Source organism: Tistlia consotensis USBA 355 (assembly GCF_900177295.1).
In the GTDB taxonomy this organism is placed as follows: Bacteria; Pseudomonadota; Alphaproteobacteria; order Kiloniellales; family DSM-21159; genus Tistlia; species Tistlia consotensis.
In genome coordinates this window covers 83,650-108,662 of record NZ_FWZX01000020.1, presented here as the reverse complement: position 1 = coordinate 108,662, position 25,013 = coordinate 83,650, and the positions used below count along the sequence as shown (strand labels likewise).

Annotated in this window: 24 protein-coding genes; 14 read left to right on the top strand and 10 right to left on the bottom strand. The window is 71.4% G+C overall.

The genetic code is table 11. From position 1 onward, the window contains the following. Position 1: 1 nt before the first annotated feature. Together B9O00_RS21135 and B9O00_RS21130 are read left to right on the top strand one after the other, a co-directional pair. The gene (locus tag B9O00_RS21135) at positions 2–880 is read left to right on the top strand and encodes a branched-chain amino acid ABC transporter permease (RefSeq protein WP_085124713.1); all 879 of its coding nucleotides are present in this window, start codon (positions 2–4) and stop codon (positions 878–880) included. Continuing rightward, positions 877–1,860, top strand: coding sequence for a branched-chain amino acid ABC transporter permease (locus B9O00_RS21130; RefSeq protein WP_085124712.1), 984 nt, complete (start codon positions 877–879; stop codon positions 1,858–1,860). Before B9O00_RS21135 ends, B9O00_RS21130 begins: the two co-directional genes overlap by 4 nt. On the opposite strand, the gene B9O00_RS21125 is transcribed toward B9O00_RS21130, so the two are convergent. From B9O00_RS21125 to B9O00_RS21100, 6 genes are all read right to left on the bottom strand, one after another. Next, positions 1,857–3,101, bottom strand: coding sequence for an MFS transporter (locus B9O00_RS21125; RefSeq protein WP_235017167.1), 1,245 nt, complete (start codon positions 3,099–3,101; stop codon positions 1,857–1,859). The genes B9O00_RS21130 and B9O00_RS21125 overlap by 4 nt on opposite strands. A 74-nt stretch (positions 3,102–3,175) precedes the next feature. Beyond that, the gene (locus B9O00_RS21120) at positions 3,176–3,991 is read right to left on the bottom strand and encodes a crotonase/enoyl-CoA hydratase family protein (RefSeq protein WP_085124711.1); all 816 of its coding nucleotides are present in this window, start codon (positions 3,989–3,991) and stop codon (positions 3,176–3,178) included. A 95-nt stretch (positions 3,992–4,086) separates the two neighbouring features. Beyond that, positions 4,087–4,971 carry a transcriptional regulator GcvA gene (gene gcvA, locus B9O00_RS21115; protein ID WP_085124710.1) on the bottom strand — a complete coding sequence of 295 codons (885 nt, stop codon included), beginning with the start codon at positions 4,969–4,971 and terminating at the stop codon, positions 4,087–4,089. 3 nt (positions 4,972–4,974) lie between these two features. Beyond that, positions 4,975–5,565 carry a GNAT family N-acetyltransferase gene (locus tag B9O00_RS21110; RefSeq protein WP_200808609.1) on the bottom strand — a complete coding sequence of 197 codons (591 nt, stop codon included), beginning with the start codon at positions 5,563–5,565 and terminating at the stop codon, positions 4,975–4,977. Continuing rightward, on the bottom strand, positions 5,562–6,431 hold the full coding sequence (locus B9O00_RS21105) for a LysR family transcriptional regulator (protein WP_085124708.1): 870 nt from the start codon (positions 6,429–6,431) through the stop codon (positions 5,562–5,564). Before B9O00_RS21105 ends, B9O00_RS21110 begins: the two co-directional genes overlap by 4 nt. Then, positions 6,428–7,450, bottom strand: a complete 1,023-nt coding sequence (locus B9O00_RS21100; RefSeq protein ID WP_085124707.1) for an NAD(P)-dependent oxidoreductase — start codon at positions 7,448–7,450, stop codon at positions 6,428–6,430. The genes B9O00_RS21105 and B9O00_RS21100 overlap by 4 nt, the downstream gene beginning before the upstream one ends. A gap of 122 nt (positions 7,451–7,572) precedes the next feature. Between B9O00_RS21100 and B9O00_RS21095 the strand changes: the two genes are divergently transcribed. Together B9O00_RS21095 and B9O00_RS21090 are read left to right on the top strand one after the other, a co-directional pair. Further along, positions 7,573–8,868: an MFS transporter gene (locus B9O00_RS21095; RefSeq protein ID WP_085124706.1), complete on the top strand. Its 1,296-nt coding sequence runs from the start codon at positions 7,573–7,575 to the stop codon at positions 8,866–8,868. Then, complete coding sequence (locus B9O00_RS21090) at positions 8,865–9,602, top strand: glucose 1-dehydrogenase (RefSeq protein WP_085124705.1); 738 nt, start codon at positions 8,865–8,867, stop codon at positions 9,600–9,602. Before B9O00_RS21095 ends, B9O00_RS21090 begins: the two co-directional genes overlap by 4 nt. Positions 9,603–9,665: 63 nt before the next feature. On the opposite strand, the gene B9O00_RS21085 is transcribed toward B9O00_RS21090, so the two are convergent. From B9O00_RS21085 to B9O00_RS21075, 3 genes are all read right to left on the bottom strand, one after another. Beyond that, on the bottom strand, positions 9,666–11,189 hold the full coding sequence (locus B9O00_RS21085) for an aldehyde dehydrogenase family protein (protein ID WP_200808608.1): 1,524 nt from the start codon (positions 11,187–11,189) through the stop codon (positions 9,666–9,668). Continuing rightward, entirely contained in the window at positions 11,186–11,530 is a 345-nt protein-coding gene (locus B9O00_RS21080) for a cupin domain-containing protein (protein WP_085124739.1), read from the bottom strand. The genes B9O00_RS21085 and B9O00_RS21080 overlap by 4 nt, the downstream gene beginning before the upstream one ends. 175 nt (positions 11,531–11,705) lie before the next feature. Beyond that, complete coding sequence (locus B9O00_RS21075; protein WP_085124738.1) at positions 11,706–12,992, bottom strand: nucleotide disphospho-sugar-binding domain-containing protein; 1,287 nt, start codon at positions 12,990–12,992, stop codon at positions 11,706–11,708. Between the two features lie 240 nt (positions 12,993–13,232). Here B9O00_RS21075 and B9O00_RS33135 point away from each other — a divergent pair, with 240 nt between their 5' ends. From B9O00_RS33135 to B9O00_RS21055, 5 genes are all read left to right on the top strand, one after another. Then, on the top strand, positions 13,233–13,406 hold the full coding sequence (locus tag B9O00_RS33135) for a hypothetical protein (protein ID WP_159460280.1): 174 nt from the start codon (positions 13,233–13,235) through the stop codon (positions 13,404–13,406). 284 nt (positions 13,407–13,690) lie between these two features. Next, positions 13,691–14,848 carry a putative sulfate/molybdate transporter gene (locus tag B9O00_RS21070; protein ID WP_085124703.1) on the top strand — a complete coding sequence of 386 codons (1,158 nt, stop codon included), beginning with the start codon at positions 13,691–13,693 and terminating at the stop codon, positions 14,846–14,848. Between the two features lie 288 nt (positions 14,849–15,136). Continuing rightward, positions 15,137–15,508 carry a TVP38/TMEM64 family protein gene (locus B9O00_RS21065; protein WP_085124702.1) on the top strand — a complete coding sequence of 124 codons (372 nt, stop codon included), beginning with the start codon at positions 15,137–15,139 and terminating at the stop codon, positions 15,506–15,508. Positions 15,509–15,530: 22 nt separating this feature from the next. Next, on the top strand, positions 15,531–16,277 hold the full coding sequence (locus B9O00_RS21060; protein WP_085124701.1) for a glycosyltransferase family 2 protein: 747 nt from the start codon (positions 15,531–15,533) through the stop codon (positions 16,275–16,277). Continuing rightward, the gene (locus tag B9O00_RS21055) at positions 16,235–18,352 is read left to right on the top strand and encodes a discoidin domain-containing protein (RefSeq protein WP_085124700.1); all 2,118 of its coding nucleotides are present in this window, start codon (positions 16,235–16,237) and stop codon (positions 18,350–18,352) included. Before B9O00_RS21060 ends, B9O00_RS21055 begins: the two co-directional genes overlap by 43 nt. 49 nt (positions 18,353–18,401) lie before the next feature. On the opposite strand, the gene fdhD is transcribed toward B9O00_RS21055, so the two are convergent. Then, the gene (gene fdhD, locus B9O00_RS21050) at positions 18,402–19,310 is read right to left on the bottom strand and encodes a formate dehydrogenase accessory sulfurtransferase FdhD (protein ID WP_218822903.1); all 909 of its coding nucleotides are present in this window, start codon (positions 19,308–19,310) and stop codon (positions 18,402–18,404) included. Positions 19,311–19,508: 198 nt separating this feature from the next. On the opposite strand from fdhD, the gene B9O00_RS21045 reads away from it, so the two are divergent. From B9O00_RS21045 to fdh3B, 5 genes are all read left to right on the top strand, one after another. Next, entirely contained in the window at positions 19,509–20,102 is a 594-nt protein-coding gene (locus B9O00_RS21045; protein WP_085124699.1) for a DUF3306 domain-containing protein, read from the top strand. Beyond that, entirely contained in the window at positions 20,099–20,758 is a 660-nt protein-coding gene (locus B9O00_RS21040) for a TorD/DmsD family molecular chaperone (RefSeq protein ID WP_085124698.1), read from the top strand. Before B9O00_RS21045 ends, B9O00_RS21040 begins: the two co-directional genes overlap by 4 nt. A 344-nt stretch (positions 20,759–21,102) precedes the next feature. Then, positions 21,103–21,321, top strand: coding sequence for a hypothetical protein (locus tag B9O00_RS33130; protein WP_085124697.1), 219 nt, complete (start codon positions 21,103–21,105; stop codon positions 21,319–21,321). Positions 21,322–21,353: 32 nt separating this feature from the next. Beyond that, positions 21,354–24,257: a molybdopterin-dependent oxidoreductase gene (locus B9O00_RS21030; protein ID WP_085124696.1), complete on the top strand. Its 2,904-nt coding sequence runs from the start codon at positions 21,354–21,356 to the stop codon at positions 24,255–24,257. Positions 24,258–24,271: 14 nt separating this feature from the next. Further along, positions 24,272–24,865, top strand: coding sequence for a formate dehydrogenase FDH3 subunit beta (gene fdh3B / locus B9O00_RS21025; RefSeq protein ID WP_085124695.1), 594 nt, complete (start codon positions 24,272–24,274; stop codon positions 24,863–24,865). Positions 24,866–25,013: the final 148 nt, after the last annotated feature.

Sequence of the window (25,013 nt, the reverse complement as noted above, 5' to 3'; positions counted from 1 at the left end):
GATGAACGTCGCGATCCAGATCCTCTCCTCGGGCCTGACCCTGGGGGCGATCTATGCCCTCTCGACGATCGGCCTGTCGCTGGTCTACGGCTCGCTCAACATGCTGAACATGGCGCACGGTGCGCTGCTGGCCCTGGGCGGCTATGTCTGCTTCTACGTCATGGGCGTGCTCGGCCTGCCGGGGCTGCTCGGCGTGCCGGCGGCCATGCTGGTCTGCGGCCTCGCCGGCTTCGTCGTCTATCAGCTCGCCGCGCGGCCGATGCTGGCCTCGGGCGGCTTCGAGACCCGCATCTTCATCGCGACGATCGGCATCGGAGCGATCCTGGGGAACGTCATCCAGCGCAGCTTCGGGCCGCAGCCGGTCGCCCAGCCGCTGGCGCTGCACGGCGCGCTGGTGCTCGGCGAGGTCTACGTGCCCTACCAGAACCTGCTGATCCTGTTCGTCTCGGTCGCCATGATGGCCGTGGTCGCGCTGCTGCTCGGCCGGACCCGGGTCGGGCGGGCGATCCGGGCGACGGCGCAGAACCGCGACGCGGCCCAGCTGATGGGCATCCGCATCGGCCGGGTCTATGCCCAGGTGCTGGCGCTCTCCGGCGCCCTGGCGGCGCTGTCGGGCATCCTGATCAGCTCGCTGTCGGGCCTGCTGCCCAACATGGGCGGCGACCCGATGCTCAAGGCCTTCGTGATCTGCATCGTGGCCGGGCTCGGCAACGTCTTCGGGGCCGTCGTGGCGGCCTTTCTGCTCGGCCTGCTCGAGGCGCTGATTCAATACCTGCTCGGCGTGCAGTACAGCTTTGCGATCCTGCTGCTGATCGTCATCGCGGTGCTGATCTGGCGTCCGGCGGGCCTGTTCGGGCGCCGCCAGGTGGTGCGGCTGTGAGCGCGGGGCGGCGCGATCTGCTGGTCTGCCTGCTGCTGGCCGGCGCGATGGCCCTGCTGCCGCAGCTCGTCGGCACGCGCTACGTCGTCACCCAGTCGACCCTCTTCTTCATCTGGGCGGTCGTGGTCAGCCAGTGGAACCTGGTGTTCGGCGTTGCCGGCATCTTCTCGCTGGCCCAGATGGCGCTCTTCGCCGTCGGCGCCTACGCGACAGCGATGCTGGGCTACTACTTCGCCGTGCCGATGGTCGTCGCCATGCCGCTGGCTGCGCTGGTCTCGGTCGCCGTCAGCCTGGTCGTCGGCCTCGCCTGCCTGCGCCTGCGCGGCCCCTACGTCGCGCTGCTGACCCTGGCGATCGCGCAGGTGCTCTACCTCGTCGTGGTCAACGACACCGACTGCTTCACCAACCCGCCGTCTGGCTGCATGCCCTTCTTCGGCGGGGTGCGCGGCTTCTCGCGCTTCGGCGACCTCGGCTTCCGCGCGCTGCTCGGGTCGAAGTGGTACGTCGCGCACTACTACGTCGGCCTCGGCCTGCTGACCCTGGCCATGCTCTTCTCGATCGCCATCGTCCGCGGTCCGCTCGGCCTCGCCTTCCAGGCGCTGCGCGACAACCCGGGCTATGCGCGCTCGCGCGGCGTCGGCCAGTTCAAGTACCAGCTCTGGGTCTTCGGCCTTTCGGCCTTCTTCACCGGGCTCGCCGGCGCCTTCTACGGCGTCCAGTTCGGGGTCGTCGGCCCGATCGTCTTCTCGCTCGCCACCCTGCTGTTCCTGCTGTCGATGATGGTCGTCGGCGGGCTCGGCACGGTCTGGGGGCCGCTGCTCGGGGCCGCGCTGCTGATGCTGGCCGACGAGGGCATGCGCGAGGTCGGCGACTGGCGCGACATCGGCCTCGGCGTGATCCTGGTGCTCTTCGTGGTCCTGCTGCCGCGCGGCCTCGCCGGCCTGCGCCTGCGCGGCGTCTCGAAGGCGAAGCAGTCCTAGACGCTGGCCGGGGCCCGCGGCGCGGCGGCCGGCCGGTCCTGGATCGGGAAGTGCAGCAGGGCGGCGAGCAGGCCGGCGGCGGCGGTCGCGCTCCAGACCAGCGAGTAGGAGCCGGTCAGGTCGAAGAGGTAGCCGCCCAGCCAGGAGCCGAGGAACGAGCCGATCTGGTGGCTGAGGAAGCAGACGCCGAACAGCGTGCCGAGGTGGCGGGTGCCGAACACCTTGGCGACCAGCCCGCTGGTCAGCGGCACGGTGCCCAGCCAGATCAGGCCCATCGTCCCGGCGAAGAGCAGCACCGAGGTCTCGCTCTTCGGCAGCAGGAAGAAGGCGGCGATGGCGGCGCCCCGGATCAGGTAGAGCCAGCCGAGCACGTGCTGCTGGCGGAAGCGTCCGCCGAGCCAGCCGCAGCCCCAGCTGCCGACCATGTTGAACAGCCCGATCATCGCCAGCGCGGTGGCGCCGAGGCCCGCCGGCATGTGGCAGAGCAGCAGGTAGTTGGGCAGGTGCGTCGCGATGAAGGCGAGCTGGAAGCCGCAGGTGAAGAAGCCGAGGGTCAGCAGTCGGTAGCCGCGGTGGCGCAGCGCCTGGGCCAGCGCGGCCCGCAGGGGCGGCGCCGCAGCCTCCCGCAGCGGTGCCGCGGCGGCGCTGCCGCGGTCCAGCAGGATCCCGAGCGGCGCGGCCGCCAGCATGCAGCCGGCCAGCGCGAGCAGCGCCGTCGCGATGCCGGAGCGGTCGGAGACGACCTGCGCCAGCGGCACGAGCACGACCTGGCCGAGCGAGCCGCCGGCGCTGGCGAGGCCCATGGCCAGGCTGCGCTGCTCCGCGGAGGCGGCGCGGCCGACGGCGGTCAGCACGACGCCGAAGCTGGTGCAGCTGATGCCGATGCCGACCAGCATGCCCATGCCGATCACCAGCATCGGTCCCGAGGACGACAGCCCGGCGACGGCCAGGCCGCTGGCGAAGACCGCGGCACCGAAGGCGACGACCGGGGCCGCGCCGTGCCGGTCGGCCGCGGCCCCGGCGAAGGGCTGGGCGACGCCCCAGACCAGGTTGTGCAGGGCGATGGCGAAGGCGATCTCGGTGACCGGCAGGCCGTGGTCGAAGGAGAAGGGCCCGACGAACAGGCCGAAGGTCTGCCGCACGCCCATCGCCGCGCTCATCAGCAGGGCGCCGGCGAGCGTGACCAGCAGGACGTGGCGGCTCATCCGGGCGGGGCGCCCGGCCTGGCTCTGGAAGGACATGACGTCTCCTGTCCGGCGGTCGGGCGCCTCGGCGCCCCCCGTCGGTCTGCAGCGATGCGCCGGGCTCGGCGCGGTCAGGCGCCCTGGAAGGGCAGGCGCTCGTGGGCCCGGCGGCGCCGGTCGGCGAAGCGGCGCAGGCCGGCATCGACGTCCGGGGTCAGCGCCATCATCGAGAACTGGCTCGCCTCGATCGCCAGGCCCTCGGCGACCGTCGTGTCGAGGCCGCGGGTGACCGCCGCCAGCGCCGCCGCGACGGCGCCCGGGCTCTTGCCGCGGATCACGCTGGCCAGCCGCAGGGCCTCGGGGAGCAGCTGCTCGTGGGGCACCACCTGGTTGACCAGGCCGATCTCAGCGGCCCGCGCCGCCGGGATCGGTTCGCCGGTCAGGATCATGGCCAGCGCCCGCTTGCGGCCGACCAGGCGCGGCAGGCGCTGGGTGCCGCCGAAGGGCGGCGGGAAGCCGAGGTCGATCTCCGGCTTGGCGAAGCTCGCCCGCTCGCTCGCCAGGGTCAGCGGCGCCGCCTCGGCGATCTCGCAGCCGGCGCCGTAGGCCAGGCCGTTGACCGCGACGATGACCGGCTTGGGGAAGGCCTCGATGCGCGCCGTCAGGCGCTGGCCGCGCTCGACGAACTCGCGGACCGCGACGTCGACGCCGCGCGCCAGGCTGGAGGCCAGGCCGAAGATGTCGGCGCCGGCGCTGAAGGCGCGCTCGCCGGCGCCGGTCAGGATGACGACCCGGAGGCTGCGGTCGGCGGCGATCTCGTCGAGCGCCGCCAGCAGCCGGTCGATGGTCGCGTAGTCGAGCGCGTTGAGCCGGTCGGTGCGGTTGATCGTCAGCAGGCTGACACCGTTCTCGTCGCGCCGCAGCAGAGTGGTCTGATTCATGTCCATGGCGCCGGGCCTCGTCCGTCATTCGGGAGAGACCAGCTTGTCCGCGGCTCCGCGCGTCGGCAAACGAGGAAGGCTGCAGGCGAGATGAAGAAAATTCACTCGGCCCGGCAGCGTGCGACCAGCCAGTCGCGGACCGCGCGGACCTCGGCGCGGGCGTCGGCCTCCCGGGCCTCGATCAGCCAGTAGCCGGTGGTCGCGGCCAGGGCGGGTGCCGCCTCGACCAGCCGGCCGCTCGCGAGGTCGGCGTCGATCAGGGGGCGCCGGCCGATCGCCACGCCCAGGCCGGCGGCGGCGGCCTCGCAGGCCATCTGCACCGTGTCGAAGCTCAGCCCGCTCGACAGGTCGATCTCGGCGAGGCCGGCGGCGTCCAGCCAGGCGGCCCAGTCCTCGGTCGCCGAGACGACCTGCAGCAGCGGCAGGCCGGCGAGCTCGAGCGTGCCGTCCGCCGCGTGGCGCTCCCGGAACCCGGGCGAGCAGACCGGCACCAGGGTCTCGGTGAAGAGGCAGGTCGAGGCCAGGTCGGGCCAGGGCGCGCGCGCCATGCGCACGGCCAAGTCGACCTCGTCGACCGGGAAGCCGACCTGCCGGTGCGCGGTGTCGAGGGTCAGCGAGATGTCGGGATGGCGGGTGCGGAAGTCGGACAGGCGCGGCAGCAGCCAGCGCAGCGCGAAGGTCGGCGGCAGGCTGACCGCGACCCGCCGCGCGCGATGGGCGTTGGGCAGGCGGCGCGTGCCGACCGCGATCATCGCCAGCGCCTCCGAGACGAAGGCCAGGTAGTCCCGGCCGGCCCTGGTCAGCGTCACGCCGTTGCCCTGCCGCTCGAAAAGCGTGACCGCCAGCCAGCGCTCCAGCGCCAGGATGCCGTGGCTGACCGCGCTCGGCGTCAGGTGCAGCTCCTCGGCCGCCAGCTTGAAGCTCTCGTGGCGGCCGGCGGCCTCGAAGAGCCGCAGCGAGGCCAGCGGTGGCAGGCGCAGGGCCATGGCTCAGGCCGTCCCGGAGGCGGGCGCCGGCGGGCGCTCGAGGGCGTGAAAGACGCAGCGCTCCTCGCGGCCGCGCGCCGCCGCGAAGACCATCCGCTCGCCGGCCGGCCGCATGCCGAGGGCGCGCATCACCGCGAAGGAGCCGAGGTTCTCCGGCTGCGCGCCGGCCTCGATGACGGCGAGATCGAGGAAGGCGAAGGCTGCCGGGACCAGCAGCGCCGCCGCCTCACGGGCATAGCCGCGGCCCTGGTGGGCCTCGCCGATCCAGTAGCCGAGGGCGCCGACGGCCGGATCGTCCCGGTCGCGCTCGACCTCGATCCAGCCGGCGATCGTCCCGCCGGCCTCGACGAGGCAGCGCAGTCCGCGGCGCTCGAGGCCCGCTGAGCGCGCGGCGGCGATCCGCGACTCGGCCAGGGCCTGCGTGAAGGGGCAGGGCCAGGAGGCCATCCAGCGGCTGACCGACGGCGTCACCAGCGCGGACAGTGCGGCCGCGTCGCCGGGTTCCGGGCAGCGCAGCCGCAGGCGGCTTCCGGCCAGCGGCGCGAAGGGCGCGGCCTCGGGGCCGGTGTTGGGCCCGGTCATGGGCCCGGTCACGGGCGCTGCTCCAGCAGCAGGCTGCGGAAGCGCGCCGAGGGGGCCGTCGGCGGGACGTTCTCGGGCATCACCACGAACAGCTCCTTCTCGATCGGCGCGCCGTCCAGGTCGAGCGCGCAGAGGCTGCCGGCCAGGACCTCGTCGCGCACCGAGGAGAGGAAGACAAGCGAGATCCCGAGTCCCGCCTTCACGGCCTCCTTCACGGCCGCCGTGCTGCCGAGGTTCATGGTGACGCGGACGCGGGCGGCCTCGTCGCCGAACAGGCCCTGCAGCAGCCGGCCGGTGCCGCTGCCGGCCTCGCCGCCGAGCATCGCCACCTCGAGCAGCCAGGCGCGCGGGATCGACCCGTCGTGCGCCCAGGGGTGGTCCGGCGCGACGATGACCACGAGGCGCTCGCGCCGCCAGACCTCGGCGGTGAAGCCGGGCCGGCCGTCCCACCATTCCATGACGGCGAGGTCGACCTCGCCGGCCTCGACCCGCTCGGCGATCTCCGGGTTGGTCGCGATGACCAGCTCCGGTCCCTGCCCGGACAGCTCGCCGAAGCGCCGGACCAGGGGCGGCAGCAGGTAGGTGCCGACGTTGCCGCTCGCGCCGATCGCCAGCGATCGGCCGGCGACCGAGGCGACGGCCCGCTGCTCGGCGCTCAGCAGCAGCCGGGCGTGGGGCAGGAAGCGGGCGCCGTCGGGCGTCGGCAGGGCGCCGCGCCGGCCGCGCACGACCAGCTGCGCCGCGAGCCCGGTCTCCAGCTTGCGCACCAGCTGGGTTACGGTCGGCTGGGCGCAGCCGAGTCGGCGGGCGGCCTCCTGGAAGCCGCCGCTGTCGACCACCGCGACGAAGGCGCGGACCTGGGCGAGGTTGAGCGTCATGGCAGGGCTCCGGTCCGGGGTTCGGGGGCGTTGACCGCGCCGCGCGGCACCCGGCCCTCCAGGCAGTCGAGAATGTTGCGCGCGGCCTCGGCGACGATCTCGCGGCGCAGCGCGGCGACCGCCGAGCCGAGATGCGGCGTCAGGACCGTGCGCCGGCCGTCCGCGAGCAGGCGCGGCGGGATGCCCTCGGGACGGCCGGGCCGGGCGCGGTCCTCGAAGGCGAAGACGTCGGCCGCATAGCCGCCGAGCCGGCCGCTCTCCAGCGCGTCGGCGACCGCCTCCTCGTCGACCAGCGAGCCGCGGGCCGGGTTGACCAGCAGGCAGCCCGGCCGGACCCGCTCCAGGAAGCGCCGGCCGACCAGGCCGGCGGTCGCCGCGGTCAGCGGCAGGGCGAGGATCAGCACGTCGCTGCCGGCGGCGAGGCTCTCCGGGCTGCCGCGTTCGGCGCCGAGGGCCCGCGCCTCCTCGGCCGGCAGCGGCCGCGGGTCGGCATAGGCGAGGCGGCAGCCGAAGCCGGTCAGCCGCCGGGCGATCGCCCGGCCGACGGCGCCCATGCCGAGCAGCCCGACCGTCGCGCCGGCGAGGCCCCGGCCGTAGAGCTGCGGCCGCCAGCCGGCGAAGCCGCCGCCGCGCACCAGGCGGTCGCCCTCGACCAGGTTGCGCGACAGGGCGAGCAGCAGCCCGACCGCGAGGTCGGCGGTCGGCTCGGTCAGCAGGTCGGGCACGACGGTCAGCCAGACGCCGTGGCGGCTGCAGGCGCCGGCGTCGAGGTTGTCGTGGCCCTTGAGGGCGCCGGCGACGATGCGCAGCGCGGGGCAGGCCTGCAGCAGCGCCTCGTCGATGCTGTCGGTCATGAAGGCGATCAGGCCGTAGGCGTCCGCGGCGCGGGCCAGCAGCGCGCCGCGCGGCCAGGGTTCGGCCGCCTCGTTGACGACGAGCTCGGCGCGACCGGCCAGCGGCTCGAGGGAGCCCGGCTCGACGCGGCTGGAGACCACGACCTTGGGACGTGCGGCTGTCATGCCTCTGTCACGTTATCATCACAAAACGCTATTGACTCTGCTATTCGATATCATAACGCTATCTGTCGCATCAGGCCAGCCCCCCTGCTGGCCGCCCGCAGGCGCGAGGGACCGGCAGCAGCATGGCAGCGGAGGAGGCATTCCAGGCGAGCCTGCGCGGCGAGGCGCCGCCGTCGCGGCGCGGGCGCTGGGCCTGGCTGGCCTGGCTCTGCGCCAGCCGCACTGCGGTGTCGCTCGCCTTCATGATGTACGCCGGGGTCCTGCCGCATCTGATCCAGGCCTGGGGCATGACGGCGGCCGAGGGCGGCTTCGTCCAGACCTGCTTCAACGTCAGCTACGCCGTCTCGCTGGTGCTGACCGGCTGGCTCTCCGACCGGCTCGGCGCGCGCCGGCTGTTCCTCTGGTCGAGCGCCGCCTCCGCCGTCGCGGCGCTGCTGGTCGCCGGCTTCGCCCGCTCCTTCGAGAGCGGGGCGCTGCTGTTCGCGCTGCTCGGGCTGTCCCAGGGCGGCACCTACACGCCCTCGATCATGCTGGTCGCCCAGGGCGTGGCGCCGGGCCGGCGTGGCTTCGCGATCGGGCTGCTGCTCGCCGGCGCCTCGCTTGGCTACGCCGGCTCGATCGCGCTCTCGACGGCGGCCAGTCAGATCGCCGGCTACCAGGCGGCCTTCCTGCTGTGCGGCGCCGCGCCCCTGCTCGCCGCCCTCGCGGCCTGGCGCTCGGTGCGCGACCGGCCGAACCTGGTCGGTCACCGGCGCGGCCGGACCGCCGGCGACGAGGCCCCGCATCCGCGGCAGCGGCGCTGGGCCGTGCTGCTGACCCTCGGCTACACGGCGCACTGCTGGGAACTGCTCGGCATGTGGGCCTGGCTGCCGACCTTCCTGCTGACCTTCCTGGCGGCCTCCTCGCTGACCGGCGCGCTGGCCCAGGGCCTCTGGATCGGCATCGCGATCCACCTGTCGGGCTGCCTCTCCGCCTTCACCATGGGCCACGCCTCGGACCGGCTGGGACGACGGGCGGTGCTGGTCGGCCTCGGCCTGTTCGGCGCCGCCTGCTCCTTCGCGATGGGCTGGCTCGGCGAGGCGCCGGCGGCCGCGCTGCTGCTGCTCGGCGCGCTCTACGGCTTCGCGGCGCTCGGCGATTCGCCGGTGCTGTCGACGGCGATCACCGAGACGGTCGCGCCCTCGGCGCTCGGCTCGGCCCTCGCGATCCGCTCGATCCTGGGCTTCGGCGCCGGCGGCCTGGCACCGCTCGCCTTCGGTCTCGCGCGCGACGCGGCGCCGGCCGGCCTCGGCTGGATCGTCGCCTTCTCCTGCCTCGGCGTCGGCGGCCTGCTCGCCGCGCTCTTCGCCCTGCGGCTGCCCCGGCAGCGACCCGGCGCCGCGCCGGCAAACCTCAGCGAACCTGGGAGCACCTCATGACCTCCGGACTGATCGTCACCGGCGCCGCCCGCGGCATCGGCGCCGCCACGGCCCGTCTCGCCGCGCGCCGCGGCTACGCGGTCTGCGTCAACTACCTGCGGGACGAGGCGGCGGCCGAGGCCGTGGTCGCGGAGATCCGCGCGGCCGGCGGCGCGGCCCTGGCCGTGGGTGCCGACGTCGCCGACGAGGCCCAGGTCGCCCGCCTGTTCGAGACCGCCGAAGCCGCGCTCGGCCCGCTCGCCGCCCTGGTCAACAATGCCGGCGTGACCGGCCGCATCGGCCGCTTCGTCGAGGCCGAGCCCGCGACCTTCCGCAGCGTGCTCGACACCAACGTGCTCGGCAGCCTGCTCTGCGCCCAGCAGGCGGTGCGCCACTTTGCGGCGCGGGGCCGGGGCGCGATCGTCAACCTCTCCTCGGTCGCAGCGACCACCGGAGCGCCGGGCGAGTACGTCCACTATGCCGCCTCGAAGGCGGCGGTCGACGCCTTCACCCTGGGCCTCGCCCGCGAGGTCGCGGCGGCGGGCATCCGGGTCAACGCCGTGGCGCCGGGCTCGACCCTGACCGAGATCCACGCCCGGGCCGGCGAGCCGGACCGCCCGGCGCGCGTGCGCGCCCGCATCCCGATGCAGCGCCTCGCCGAGCCGGAGGAGATCGCCGAGGCCGTGCTCTGGCTGCTGTCCGACGAGGCCTCCTACGTCACCGGCGCGGTGCTGCGCGTCGCCGGCGGCTTCTGAATGGCGGCTTCTGGCCGCCGGCTTCTGGTCGCCGGCTTCTGATCGCCGGCTTCTGGGCGGCGCCTATCCGATCTTCCGGCCGCCGCCGCCGAAGAACCAGTCGTCGGGGTAGGGGTACCACCAGTCCTGGCGGACCGGCCTGTGGTCGATCACGACCATCTTGGAGCGGCGGAAGGCGTCGAGGCCCTGGCGGCCCAGCTCGCGGCCGAGGCCCGAGGCCTTCCAGCCGCCGAAGGGCAGGGCGTCGTTGTCGATCAGCGGGTTGTTGACCCAGACCATGCCGGCCTCCAGCCGCTCCGCCGCCTCGTGGGCCTCGGCGAGGTCGGTCGTGAAGATCGAGGCGCCGAGGCCGAAGCGGCTGGCGTTGGCGGCGGCCAGGGCCGCCTCGAAGTCGGGCACCCGGCAGACAGCCGCGACCGGACCGAAGCACTCCTCCTCCAGGATCGCCATGCCCGGCTCGACCCCGGTCAGGATGGTCGGCTCGTAGAACCAGCCGACGTTGTGCGCCGGCGGGATGCGGCCGCCGGTCACGACGGCCGCGCCCTTGTCGCGGGCGTCCTCGACCAGGCGGATGACCTTGGCGCGCGCGGCCTCGGAGACCAGCGGGCCGATCTCCGAGCGCTCCAGGCCGTTGCCGACGCGCAGGCGCCGGGTCTCGGCGGCGAAGGCCGCGACGAAGGCGTCGTGGACGGACTCGACGACATAGAGCCGCTCGGCCGAGGTGCAGACCTGGCCCGACAGGTGGAAGGCGGCGGTGACCGCGCCGGCTGCCGCGATCTCGAGCGGCGCGTGGGCCGTGACGATCATCGGGTCGCTGCCGCCGGCCTCGATCACCGCCGGCTTAAGCCGGGCGGCGGCGGCCGCGGCGACCGCCTTGCCGGCGGCGACCGAGCCGGTGAAGGCGACGGCGTGGGTCCTGTCCGACTCGATCAGGGCGCGGGCGAGGTCCGCGCCGCCGGGCAGGCAGGCGACCAGGCCCTCGGGCAGGGCCCGGAAGCAGGCCATGAACTCCAGGGTCGAGAGCGTCGTCGCCGGTGCCGGCTTGACCAGGCAGGCGTTGCCGGCCGCCAGCGAGGCGGCGACGGTCCAGCACATCAGCAGGACCGGGAAGTTGAACGGCATGATGTGCAGGCTGACGCCATAGGGCTCGTAGCGGGCGTACTGGAACGAGCCGGCCTGGGTCGTGCCGGCGACCTTGCCGGCCTCGTCGCGCGCCATCTCGGCATAGTAGCGGAACACGCCGGCGCAGTGGGCGATCTCGCCGATCGCCTCGGGATAGGGCTTGCCCATCTCGCGGCTCATCAGCTCGGCGCAGCGCCGGTGGTCGCTCCGCTCGATGGCGTCGGCGGCGCGGTGCAGCAGCGTCGCCCGGCTCTTGGCGTCGCGCCTCGCCCAGGCGCGCTGGGCGGCCTGCAGGCCGTCCAGCGCCGCCTCGGTCTCCGCCACCGAGGTCTCGGCGATCCGGCCGACCTCGGCCAGGGTCGCCGGGTCGATCACGGCTTGGGCCGGGCCGCCCGACGCCCGGTAGGACGGATTGACGAAGTGGCCGGGGACGGCCGGATCGAAGCGCTCCATGGGCGCGGTCACCGGATCATGTAGACCTTCTTGACCGTCTCGTGGACGGTGCAGACGCCCTTCCAGCCCTCGGGGAAGAAGGCCGCCGTGCCGGGCTCGATCTCGATGACCTCGCCCGATTCGTGGACGTAGGTGCAGCGGCCCTCCAGGAAGTGGCAGAACTCGTCGCGCGTGACGTGGCAGTGCCACTTGCCGGGCGTGCAGACCCAGAGGCCGCACTCCGAGCGACCCTCGGGGCCCTTGTGCAGCAGCTTGCCGCTGGTGTGGGACCGACCCTCGATCATGGTCGGGACGGCGCCCCAGTCGGCGAGGTCGGTCTGTTCGAGGGGGCGGCGCATCACCGGTGTGGTCACTTCCTGCATCCTCTGTCGCTGTACAGTCTCGTTCCTGTCATCCGTCATCCCGGCAGCCGCTTTGCCCGGCAGCTCTGCTGCCGTCGGCAACGCGAGCTGTCCGGGATCCAGGGCCGACGGGCCGGGGCGTCTGCGCCCTTGGCTCCTGGATGACGGGATCGGCGGGCGTTTGGGCTCACGCCAGGCCCTCGATGATCGCCGCCGCCTTCTCGGGGCCGTTCGCCGCCTGCATGTGCGTCGAGGTCGCCAGCAGCTTCTGCCTGATCGCCGGATCGGTCAGGCAGGCCTCCAGCTTCGCGGCCAGGTCGGCCTCGCTCCAGTCGTAGCGGTCGAGCTTGAAGCCGTGGCCGGTCTCCTGGACCCGGGTCGCGTTGTCGTGGCCGTCCCAGACGTAGGGCATGATGATCGCCGGCTTGCCGAAGTAGAGGCACTCGGTGAAGGAGTTGTTGCCGCCGTGGTGGATCACGGCGTCGACCTGGGCGATCACCGAGGGCTGCGGGAACCAGCCGGCGATCTGCACGTTCGCCGGCAGCTCGCCGTACTGCCCGGCGTAGTCGCCGACGTTGACCAGGGCCCGGTAGGGCAGCTTGCCGACGGCCGCGATGATCCGCTTCAGGAGATCGACGTCGCCGGCGCCGAGGCTGCCGAAGGAGACGTAGACCAGCGGCTTGCCCTCGTTGGCGGCGAAGCCCGGGACCTCGTAGGGCGCCTCCTTGCGCACGCAGCCCTCCAGGTACTGGAAGCGCTCGGGCGGCAGCGGGTGGCGGCGCTGGAACTTCACCGGCTCGGGATAGAGCAGCAGGTTCATGAAGGGCGAGGCCTCGAAGAACTGGCCGAGCGGGTAGGGCGCCTCGCCGCAGTCCTTCAGGAAGGCGTTGAACTCGGCGTGCAGCGGCCCGATCACCTCGTTGAAGCGGGCCCGGAAGGCCTCGTGGCAGGCGTGGTCCTGCTCGCCGCAGCCCGAGAGGTGCGGCGGGATGTCGGGATCCTCGATCTCGTTCTCCGAGCAGGAGATGATCCTGACCCAGGGCTTGCCGGACTGCTTGATCGCCGGGAACAGGATGACGTTGTCGACGCAGACGACGTCGGGCCGGATCCCGGCCAGCACGCCCGGCAGGTCCTTCTGCGCCCAGCGCGCGCTGTCGACGATCGCGGTCCAGCAGTCCTTCACGTAGTTGTCGAGCTGGTCGTAGGGGCTCTTGCGGAAGTTCGGGATGTGGCCGTTGATGAAGTCGCTCCAGAATTTCGCCATCTCCTCGGCCGGCATCGGCTCCGAGAGGTTCACCGGATGGGCCTCGAAGCCGTAGCCCCGGTAGACCTCCAGGAAGCCAGGGTCCGACAGGAACACCGCCTTGTGGCCGCGCGCCTCGACGGCCTGGGCGATGCCGACCGAGTTCAGCGCCGGGCCGAAGGCCGCTTCGGGGAAGAAGGCGATGGTCTTGGGGGCGGCGGCATCGGGCATCGGCGGGCTCTCCATCGGCTGCGGCTGAAGTGTTCCGGCGCCGAGCATGCGTCGGGGCGGCCGCCTTGCGCAACCGGCGGCCCGTCGGCCCTTGGGCCGAGGCCGGTGGCGGAGGTGCCGGCCCGAGGTCCGGCCGTCCGGAGCCGGCGACCCGACGCTGCGCGGCCGTTGTCGTGTCCGGACGGCGCGCGCCGGATCGCCGCATGGCCGCCGGGGGAGCCGGCGCCTAGCCTGTCGGCCATGCCCGTCGATGCCACGCGCGAAAGCGATCCCAGGCCGCCGCGGACCGGTGACGACCTGGTCGCCGGGGCACGGGCGCGCAACCGCACGATGGCGCTCGGCGTCGTCGCCGTGGTCGTCACGGTCTTCGCCTCGGCCGTGCTGATCGGCCTGTGGAGCCATCTCCTGCGCTAGCGACGTCGCGGCCCGGCCGTCGCGCGCCGCCGGCCCCGTCCGACCGCTCTTGCCGTTCACGCCTCGGCGGGAGGCGCGATAGTCGAGACGGCAAGTCCCCACAATGCGGCGAGGCGCGGTCCTGCCATCAGGTTCACCGAACCTTGTCCCTGCACAGAGCTCGTCGTCCGGGACCGACTGTCGCCCATCCGGCACGGCTGCGCACCCGCCGCGTCGCCTTTGATCCCGGCGCGGGATCGGGCCTATTCTCGATCGCGAGGCGTTACGGCGGCCGAGGCAGGCGCATGATCGGGTCCGTTGGGAAGCGATGGGGGCGGCCGACGCTGGCGGGCGACCTGGGCGGCGCCTTCGGCGACCTCGGCACGCTGCTGCCCTTCGCCGCCGGCGCCATCGCGCTCGGCCTCTGCCGTCCGGCCGGGCTGCTGGTCTCGGTCGGGCTCGCCTACCTGCTGGTCGCGGGCGTCTACCGCCTGCCGGTGGCGGTGCAGCCGATGAAGGCGGTCGGCGCCATCGTGCTGACGACGGCGACCGATCCCGAGACCCTGGCGGCCTGCGGCCTGGTGCTCGCCGCGGTGATCGCCGCGATCGGCCTCAGCCGGATCGTCGAGCGGGCCGCGCGGCTGGTGCCGCGCTCGCTGATCCACGGCCTGCAGGCCGGGCTCGGCCTGACCCTTTCCGTGGCCGCGATCCGGCTGATCCTGAGCGATCCCTGGATCGGCCTCGCCTGCGCCGGCCTTGCCGCCCTGGCGCTGCTGTGGAACGTCGCCCTGGCGCCGGTCGCCGTGCTGCTCGGCGGCGCCGGCTTCGCCTGGCTGGCCGGCGGGACGAGCCAGCCGGCGGCGAGCCTGGCGGCCGGCGGCCTGCCGCTGCTGCCCGACCTGGCGCACTTCCTGAAGGCGGTGCCGCAGCTGGCGCTGGCCCAGCTGCCGCTGACCCTGACCAACGCGATCCTGCTGACCGAGATCCTGGCGCGCCGCTACTTCCCCGACGGGGGGCAGCGGGTCACGATCCGGCGCCTCTCGCTGACCACCGGCCTGATGAACCTGGTCGCCGCGCCGCTCGGCGGCCTGCCGCTCTGCCACGGCGCCGGCGGCCTCGCGGCGCACGTGCGCTTCGGCGCGCGCAGCTGGCTGGCGCCGGCGGCCATCGGCCTGCTGCTGCTCGCCGCCGGCCTGTTCGCGGCGGAGCCGGCGGCCCGCGCCCTGCTGGCCCTGCCGCCGGCCGCCGTCGGCGTGCTGCTGCTGGTCGCCGGCGTGGAACTGCTGCCGGTCGCGGCCTTTCGCGAGGCCCGGCCCTCCTGCCGCCCGGTGATCCTGGCGACGGCGCTGGCCACGGTCGCCTTCAACCCGCTGATCGGCCTCGTCGCCGGCACTGTCGCCGAGGCGCTGCGCTGGGGCGTCCTGCGGCTGTTGCTCCGCTCGCGAGAGGATCTGCGGGGCTAGGGCGGCTCGGCCCGAGAATGTCCCGGGGGGGAGGAGGCCTTGGCAGACATTCCGCCTGACGACGGCAGAGACAAGATTGCTCGCTTCCTGCCCCTGATCGACTAGGAAAAAAGCGACTATCGGAGCAACGTGAGCGGCTGCACAGTAATGGGGAGCTGGGCAGGATGTTGGCGCACGAGGCAGCCGCATGTCGAATCAACCGACGTCTCATCGGCACACCGTTTGTTGCCAGTCCAGCAGCGTGCTCGGCGCGGGCGTATCCGTCGGCGTAACAGTCCGCGCCAGCACATGCTGAAGCGTCACATCGGCTTGCGGCGCCTCCTTGTCCTGTGGGCATTTGCGGCCGTCATGGCGCTTATCGTGAGCCACTATCGCTCCGGCGCACTGAGCCCAGCCACCATCGAGCAATACAAGGACCACCATCCGCTCGGGGCGGTGTTGCTCTTCCTCTCGATCTACGCGGCGTCGGTGGTCGCCGCGCTGCCGTCACTTCCTCTCAATCTGGCCGCCGGCTACTTCTGGGGCGGCGTGCTCGGCGGACCCTATTCGACGATAGGAGCCACGCTCGGCGGTTGGCTGTCGTTTCTCGTGGCGCTCAGATTCGCTTCGAAGGTTCTCGGCGACACGCCGACAGGGATGAAGCCAGGCGCCGGCTCATGATCGGCTTCGGGCGTCACGGATCATGACGGGCCCGAAGGCAAAGCCGAGCGTCACGTTGTTCGTGCCGGTGCGCAATGAGATCGACGCGCTCAAAATCGTCATGCCGAGGATCAAGAGGGACTGGTGCGACGAAATCCTGATCCTCGACGGGAACTCCACGGATGGCTCCAGGGAGTTCTTGCGCTCTGCCGGCTTCGAGGTCGTCGAGCAGCAGACGAGGGGCATCAAGGCGGCGTTTTGGGAGGCGTTCGAGCTGGCCAGGGGAGAGGTCATCATCCCGTTCTCGCCGGACGGGAATTCAATTCCCGAAGATATTCCACGCCTGATCGACAAGATGGCCGACGGATACGACATCGTCGTCGCTTCTCGATACCGGGGTCCCGCAAGGTCGGAAGACGACGACGTGCTGTCCCGAGCCGCGAACAGGATCTTCACGGCACTGATAAATCTCCTGTTCGACACGCGCTATACCGACGGCATTGGCATGTACAAGGCCTTCAGGAAATCGCACCTCTACGAACTCGGGATCGACCGCCACAGGAACGAGCACTCTGAGATCATGCTGCTGACCCGGGGAGCGAGGTATGGCCTGAAGATTACGGAGATCTCATCCCCGGAGCCGCCCCGGATCGGCGTGCAAGGAAGTCGCGCTCATCCGGGCGTTCTGGGAAAATACAAGAGCGCTCTCATACTGCTGAAGTCGATTGTCCGGGATGCTGTGTTCTATTGGCCTCGGCGGACCCGATCAGCGCGAAATCCGACACCTTGATCCACGGCTTTGTCATGGCCCGGCGACTCGGCGCCCTTCTTGTCCGGCAGGCGGCAGCACGCGAAGGTCTGCCAGCCGGTCGGCTCTGTGCCGTCTTCCAAGCGGCGCTTCTGCTCGGGGTTGTCTGGTTCACCTTCTGGAACGGCCTTTGGGGCGGATTCCCGAGAGCTGACCAGCTGATCTACCTTCACAAGATAGGTCAGTATCACAGCTTCTGGGATATCATTGCGGCATCGCCATCGTGGAATCGGATCGGCGTCGGGGATGCGCTCCTCTATCGGCCGCTTCTCTTTCTGCAGCTTGGCTTGTTCTACTATTTATTTCGATACGACGCCTTCCTGTGGCAGCTGGCCAGCCTGCTTATTCACAGCGTCGCCGTTCTAGGACTCTATGCGCTGCTGAGGACGGGCTCGCTCAAAAGGACGCTCTATCCGTTCCTGATCGCCGCCCTCTTCGGCTGCTCGTACCTGTCGGCCGAGCTCGTGCTATGGAGCCATATTTCCGGATACCTGAGTTTCTCGGCTTTCGCCGTTCTGGCAATTCTCTGCCTGATCCGCTCTGAGGTATCCGGCAGCAGGGCCTTGGCGTGGCTGGGCGTCCTCCTGGTCGGGCTGTCGGAGTTCTGTTACGAGCTAGGGGCTGTGCTGAGCTTTCTGCTCTGTGCCCTGTTTCTGTGGAGGCTGCTGTGCGGTAGGCGCCGTCGCCCGGCAGGTACCTCGTCCATCGACGCGACATTGTGTCTCGCGTTCTTCGCCCTGACGCTGCTGTACCCGCTTCTCAGCATCGCGGATCTCTATCTGAGGGGGGTGCACGGCGCCGCGTCGGCGGGAGGGCCGCCGATGCCATGGGCCCTGGTGCTGGCGGCATGGTACGCCCTCCTCCAGATCGCATTCTGGCTTGGGGCTCTGATGGTCCCCTTTGCCTACGATGTTCAGGCCCTGTCGCGGGCCTCTTTCACCGGCTTTCATTTCTCGGGAGTGGCATTTTTCTGCAATCTGATCTTGGCCGTCGGCTTGGTCGCGCTGCTGGCGGGGCTGGCGTATCGGAGCCGGAGTCGCCTTGTCGCGGTCGCGAAAAGTCCGATTCTTCTAGGTCTCTATTCTCTGGTTTATCTGGGACTCTACTCTTTTGTCATCGCGTTCGGCCGCGCGGTGCCGCGCGGCATATCCCATGTCCTGGGTGGTAATATATACTACACTTACATCGCGGGACTGATCATCGCTGTCGGCATCGCCCTGGCGTTTCTCGACGGGAGTGGGGTCTCCAGGACGCTCGCCGGTCGGGCGCGCGCCGGCGCATTTCACGGAACGGACCGCCTGCTGGCCGCCGGCAGGATGGCGAGCTACGGCCTGCTGGCGATTCTGGTGCTGTGCAACGCCTATAAGACGCAAAGCCTCGCCACCTTCTATCGCTATGGCTATTCGGCGCCGCGACTGGCGCTCGCCGACGCCGTCGAGCATTGGCTTCGCGGCGCGGGGCGCCATCCGGACGCCTACTTCCGCATAGCGGACGATTGCGCCGCCAATCAGAGCTTGCCGTGGTTCGGCCAGTTCTATTTCAGGGAAGGCCACGGCTGGTCGGGGCCGGCCTTCGCCATCGACGTGCTGTGGCCGGAGAAGTCCTTCCGGCTGAACAAGGCGGCGCTCCAGGGCAAGAGCTACCGCGTCTATGACATCGGGTGCGCCAGGATTACCGCTTCGTCCCAGATAGACGGGCTCGGGCCCGGGGGAATTCTCCTGGCCAGGAGCCCGGCTTGGCATGCCCGGTTGCCCGTTGGCTATCCGCAGTCGCTCGACGTCGATTTCGGCCGCGTCCGGACGATAGGCCGGATCCTGTTTCTGCCGCAGCTCGGTCTTCCGGGTCGTGCCCCGAGATCTATAGTGATTGAGGTGCGCCTCGAAGACGGAAGCTGGCACGACGTCTATCGGGGCGATCTGGCGTGTTGGCGGCCTTCGGAGCAGTGGCGGACCGTCGCGCTTCCAGGACCCGCCACCGCGCGATATCTGCGGGTCGGAATGTTCTCGAACTGCGGTGACGAGCACTACCTGACCTTGCGAGGCCTGAGCTTCCGGTGAGCAGGGTCCGGCCGTTCGCCTGGACGCGATCTCCGGAAAGGACGGAGGCTCAGTTCCGCTGGGCGACGCCGTCGAACTCGATGATGCCGTCGGGCGCGCGGGCGGCGAGGCGCATGCCGGCGGCCTCGGCCAGCGACAGCGCCATCACGGTCGGTGCCGAGATAGTCACCAGGTAGGGCACGCCGACGGCGGCCGCCTTCTGGACCAGCTCGAAGCTGCAGCGGCTCGACAGCGCGACGAAGCCCGCCGAGGGATCGCGGCCGCTGCGCAGCAGGCTGCCGATCAGCTTGTCGAGGGCGTTGTGGCGGCCGACGTCCTCGCGCGCCTCCAGGATCTCGCCGTCCGGCGAGCACCAGGCGGCGGCATGGACCGAGCGGTTCTCGCTGTTCATCGGCTGCCAGTCGGGCAGGGCGGCGAGCGCCCGCTCGGCGGCGGCGCGGCCGACCGCCAGCGGGGCCTCGATCCGGTGTGGCTTGCGCACCGCGTCGCGCAGGGTCGAGACGCCGCACAGGCCGCAGCCGGTGCGGCCGGTGATGCCGCGGCGCTTCAGCCGCCACTTCGCGACCCGCTCCATGTCGACGGTCATCTCGATGGCGAAGCCGTCGTCGTGGCTGACCACCTCGATCGCCTCGATGTCCTCGGCCCGGGTGATGATCTCCTCGGTCACCGAGAAGCCGATGCCGAAGTCCTCGAGGTCGGCCGGCGAGGCCATCATGACCATGCGCGAGCGGCCGTTGTAGACCATCGCGACCGGCACCTCCTCGGCGATCAGCCATTCGACCGGCCGGTCGGCCGCGCGGGCGTGCCGGCGCGGCTCGGCGATGCGGCCGAGGGCGGGCACCGAACAGGCGCGGCTGGCCGGTCCGTCGCGTCGCGCCGCGGGCTCGGCGGCCAGCAGGCCCTCGCTCTCGCCGGCCATCGGCTCCTCCCGGATCGCTCCGCCCTGGTGATCGGACATCCGCTGCACCTCGCTGCTGGTCCGCCTGCCGGAGGCATCTCCCCGAGGCGGGGGCCGCCTCGGGAACGGGCCCCGCCAGGGCACGGAAGGCGCCGGGCAGGGCCTTCGACTTTGCCTGTTTCCGGAAAATATGCAAGGTTCTGAACAAAATGCAGGGTTGCGGCAGGCGTCGCACGCGACCCGGGGAGGATCAGGGCCATGGCCGAGCAGCAGGACGGACCGCGGCGGGAAGGCGCCCTGGCGCGCTGGTCGCGCCTGAAGCGCCGGGAGGCGACCGAGGAGCGGCCCGCGACGGCGGCGGAGGCGTCGGTCGAGCCGCCGGCCGGGGATCCGGCGGAGACTGACGCGCCCATGGCGGCGGAGCCCGTCGCGCCGGACGCGGTCGAGGAGGAGGTCGACCTCTCGACCCTGCCCGACGTCGAGAGCCTCGGCTACGAATCGGACTTCACCCCGTTCCTGCGCCAGGGCGTGCCCGAGGAGCTGCAGCGCCTGGCGCTGCGCAAGCTCTGGTCGTCGAGCCCGGTGCTGGCCAACATCGACGGCCTCAACGACTACGACCTCGACTACGACAAGACCGACCCGCTGAAGCGCGTCGGCGAGTTCCTGATGAGCCGAGAGGAGCGGTCGGGCCCGCCGCCCGAGCGTCCGCCTGAGGCGCCCCGGGCGGACGCCGAGGCGCCGGCCTCCGATCGCGCCGCGGTCGCCGCGAACGACGCCGGCGGCCCGCCGGACGAGGCCGGGGAGGCGCCGTCCGAGCGAGCGGTTCCGCGTCCGGAAGGCGAGGAGGCATGAGCGCCGGGCCGGTGCCCGAAGGGACCGAGGCGGCGGCGGCCTGGCAGGACCTGGAGCCGGAGGAGCTGGCGCGCGCCCAGGGCTACCAGCTGATCGGGCTGCTGCTGATCGGGCCGCCGGACGGGGAGCGGCTGCGTGTCGCCCGCGCCCTGGCGCCGGAGCCCGAGGGCGCCGCCGGGGAAGCGGAGAGCATCGCCGCCGCGGTCGCGGCCCTCGGCGAGCGTGCCCGCGGCCTCGATCCCGAGGCGGTCGCCGAGGAATACCAGGCGCTGTTCGTCCGGCTCGACCAGAAGGAGCTGCGGCCCTACGCCTCCTGGTATCTGGCCGGCCGGCAGTACGGCAAGGCGCTGCTCGCGCTCCGCGAGGACATGGCGCGCCTGGGCATCGCGCGCAGCGGCGCGGTCGGCGAGCCGGAGGACCACATCGCGCTGCTCTGCGAGATGATGGCCGGGCTGATCCTCGGTGCCTTCGGCGAGGGCCCGGCCGCGGTCGCGAGCCAGGCCGCCTTCTTCCGGCGTCACCTGCAAGGCTGGGCGCCGCGCTTCTTCGCGGACCTGCGGTCGGTGGCCCCGGCCGGCGGCTTCTACGCTGCGGTCGGCAGGCTGGGCGAGTGCTTCCTCGCGCTCGAGACCGAGGCCTTCGGCCTGGAAGGCTGAGGTCCGGCGAGCGTCCTGCATTCCGCTGCGGTTCCACCGGTGTTCTGCGTTTTGTGTCGTTTCATGTAGAAACCCTGCGACCTTTCCGATAGTCTGCGGGCAGGGAGGAAATCGGCGGTAAAAGCCGAGACTCGGAAAAAAGGGGGTCGAAGCGGCCTCATGCCGACGCGACAAGCGGGCAATCGGGTTACGCCGCGCGGGCCTTGGGCCCGACCAGCGATTCTGTCTTTCGCTGCTCCGTCGGCCGGCGATCCGGATCCGCGCATCTCCATCCCCTGTCCGATCCTCCCATCGACGCGTCGTGGCGCCGGGTCCGTCCGGTGCCGCCCCGAGAGGAGAGATCCATGTCCGCCAAGGAAGTGAGCAGGAGCAGTCTGCATCCGGTCAGCAGGCGGGGACTGGCGAAGCTCGCCGGCCTCGGGGCCCTCGCCGGCGTCGCCGGAGCGGCCGGCGCCCTCGCCGCCGGCGCGGCCGCGGCCGCGCCGGGCGCAGCCGACGGCGAGACGACGGGCTACCGCGTCACCCCGCACATCGAGACCTACTACAAGCTCGCGCGCTTCTAGGCCGCGGCCCGCTGGGAAAGGGAGAGACAGAGATGCTCAGGAAGCGCAGCGACGGCACGGCCCGCGGCACGCGGTTCGCACCGGTAATCGCCAATCTCGCGAGCGGCACGATCGACCGCCGGACCTTCCTCAGGCGCTCGGGCCTGGCGGCCGCCGGCCTCGGCGTCGCCTCGGTGCCGCTGATGGGCGTGCGCTCCTCGGCCGAGACCAAGGCGCCGGCCGAGAGCGGCTCGCCGGTCCAGGTCAAGAACAGCGTCTGCACCTTCTGCGCGGTCGGCTGCGCCATCAAGGCCGAGGTCCAGGACGGCGTCTGGATCCGCCAGGCGCCGGCCTTCGACAGCCCGATCAACAACGGCGGCTACTGCGCCAAGGGTGCCGCGGTGCGCGACGAGACCAACTCGGTGCGCCGCCTGCGCTATCCGATGAAGCTGGTCGGCGGCAAGTGGCAGCGGGTCTCCTGGGACCAGGCGATCGGCGAGATCGGCGACCAGATGATGAAGATCCGCAAGGAGTCCGGTCCCGACTCGGTCTACTGGCTCGGCTCGGCCAAGCACAGCAACGAGCAGGCCTACCTGTTCCGCAAGTACGCCGCCTTCTGGGGCTCGAACAACACCGACCACCAGGCGCGCATCTGCCACTCCAGCACGGTCGCGGGCGTCGCGAACACCTGGGGCTACGGCGCGATGACCAACTCCTTCCCGGACATGCACAACTCGAGGGCGATCATCACCTTCGGCGGCAACCCCGCCGAGGCGCACCCGGTCTCGATGCTGCACATCCTGAAGGCCAAGGAGCAGAACAACGCCGCCTTCATCGTCGTCGACCCGCGCTTCACCCGCACGGCGGCCCACGCCACCGAGCACGTGCAGTCGCGGCCCGGCACCGACATCGCGGTGATCTGGGGCATCCTCTGGCACATCTTCGAGAACGAGTGGGAGGACAAGGAGTACATCCGCCAGCGCGTCTGGGGCATGGACCACATCCGCGAGGAGGTCCGGCGCTGGACGCCCGAGGAGGTCGAGCGCGTCAGCGGCGTGCCCGGCTCGCAGCTGCGCCGCGTCGCCCGCACGCTGGTCACCAGCAAGCCGGTCTGCCTGACCTGGACCCTGGGCATGACCCAGCACACCATCGGCAGCAGCAACACCCGGGCCATGCCGATCCTGCAGCTGGCGCTCGGCAACGTCGGCAAGGAAGGCGGCGGCACCAACATCTTCCGCGGCCACGACAACGTGCAGGGTGCCACCGACATGGGCGTGCTCTGCCACACCCTGCCCGGCTACTACGGCCTCTCGACCGGCGCCTGGAAGCACTGGTCGCGGGTCTGGGACGTCGACTACGAGTGGCTGAAGGGCCAGTTCGCCGACCAGAAGCTGATGGAGACGGCCGGCACGCCGGTGTCGCGCTGGTACGAGCTGGTGCTCCAGGACAAGAAGGACATCGACCAGCCGGACAACCTGAGGGCCATGGTCTTCTGGGGCCACTCGGTCAACTCGCTGACCCGGCTGCCCGAGCACTGGAAGGCCTTCGACAAGCTGGAGCTGCTGGTCCTGGTCGACCCCTACGTGCCGCTGTCGGCGATCATCAACGACCGCACCGACGGCGTGTACATGCTGCCGGCGGCCAGCCAGTTCGAGACGACCGGCTCGGTCACGGCCTCGAACCGCTCGCTGCAGTGGCGCGAGAAGGTCGTCGAGCCGATCTTCGAGTCGAAGCCCGACCACGAGATCATGTACCTCTTCGCGCAGAAGTTCGGCTATGCCGACAAGCTGTTCAAGAACATCAAGGTCAACGGCAGCGAGCCGTTCATCGACGACATCCTGCGCGAGATGAACCGCGGCCTCTGGACGATCGGCTACACCGGCCAGTCGCCCGAGCGCCTGCGGCTGCACATGCAGAACCAGCAGACCTTCGACAAGACGACGCTGCGGGCCAACGGCGGCCCCTGCGACGGCGAGTACTACGGCCTGCCCTGGCCCTGCTGGGGCACGCCGGAGATGAAGCATCCCGGCACGCCGAACCTCTACGATCCCTCGAAGGAGGTCTCGCAGGGCGGCCTCGGCTTCCGCGCCCGCTTCGGCGTCGAGGCGCCGAAGGAGTGGGGCGGCGGCAACCTGCTGGCCGAGGGCGGCGTCGAGGGCTCGACCTATCCGCTCGGCTCGGAGATCAAGGACGGCTATCCCGAGTTCACCATGGCCATGCTGAAGAAGCTCGGCTGGGACAAGGACCTGACCGACGCCGAGCGGGCGGCGATCGAGAAGGTGGCCGGCGACAAGACCAACTGGAAGACCGACCTGTCGGGCGGCATCCAGCGGGTCGCGGTCAAGCACGGCTGCGCGCCCTTCGGCAACGCCAAGGCCCGCTGCGTGGTCTGGGGCTTCCCGGATCCGATCCCGGTGCACCGCGAGCCGCTCTACACGCCGCGGCGCGACCTCGTGGCCGACTACCCGACCTACGAGGACACGCGGATGTACCGCCTGCCGATCAAGTACGCCTCGATCCAGAAGCAGGACTTCTCCAAGGAGTTCCCGCTGGTGCTCAGCTCCGGCTGCCTGGTCGAGCAGGAGGGCGGCGGCGCCAAGTCCTTCGCCAACATCTGGCTGGCCGAGCTGCAGCAGAACATGTTCGCCCAGATCAATCCGCGCGATGCCAACAACATCGGCATCAAGGACGGCGACATGGTCTTCGTCGAGAGCCCGGAGGGCGGCTCGATCAAGGTCAAGGCCCGGGTCAGCGAGACGGTCGCCCGGGGCAACGTCTGGGTGCCCTACCACTTCGGCGGCCACTTCCAGGGCAAGGACCTGTCCGGCAAGTACCCGGACGGCACCGGCCCCTACGTGATGGGCGAGTCCGGCAACATCATCATGACCTACGGCTACGACTCCGTGACCAACATCCAGGAAAACAAGGTCTCGATCTGTCGTATCCGGGCAGCCTGAGGGGGAGCTGAACGATGGCCAGGATGAAGTTCCTCTGTGACGCCGACCGTTGCATCAACTGCAACGCCTGCGTCACGGCCTGCAAGAACGAGAACGAGATCCCCTGGGGGATCAACCGGCGCCGGGTGGTCACCATCAACGACGGCAAGCCGGGGCAGCGCTCGATCTCGGTGGCCTGCATGCACTGCTCCGACGCGCCCTGCATGGCGGTCTGCCCGGTCGACTGCTTCTACCAGACCGAGGAGGGCGTGGTCCTGCACTCCAAGGACCTGTGCATCGGCTGCGGCTACTGCTTCTACGCCTGCCCCTTCGGGGCGCCGCAGTACCCGCAGGCCGGCAACTTCGGCACCCGCGGCAAGATGGACAAGTGCACCTTCTGCGGCGGCGGTCCGGAGAAGGACAACTCGGCCGCCGAATTCGAGAAGTACGGCCGCAACCGCCTGGCCGAGGGCAAGCTGCCGATCTGCGCGGAGATGTGCTCGACCAAGGCGCTGCTGGCCGGTGACGGCGACATGGTGTCGGCGATCTACCGCGAGCGCGTCGTCGCCCGCGGCTTCGGCTCGGGCGCCTGGGGCTGGGGCAGCGCCTACAAGGGCGGCGCCAGCTAGGGCGCGTGGACCGGCCGGGCGCTCGCCGTCCTGCCGGTCTTTGGGGGATCGGGACCCGTCCGGCGGCGCCTGTTGCCGGGCGGGTTTCTGCGCGTCTGCAGCCCGGGCGATTGACAGGCCGCACCCAGGCGGTATCTCTGGACCCTCT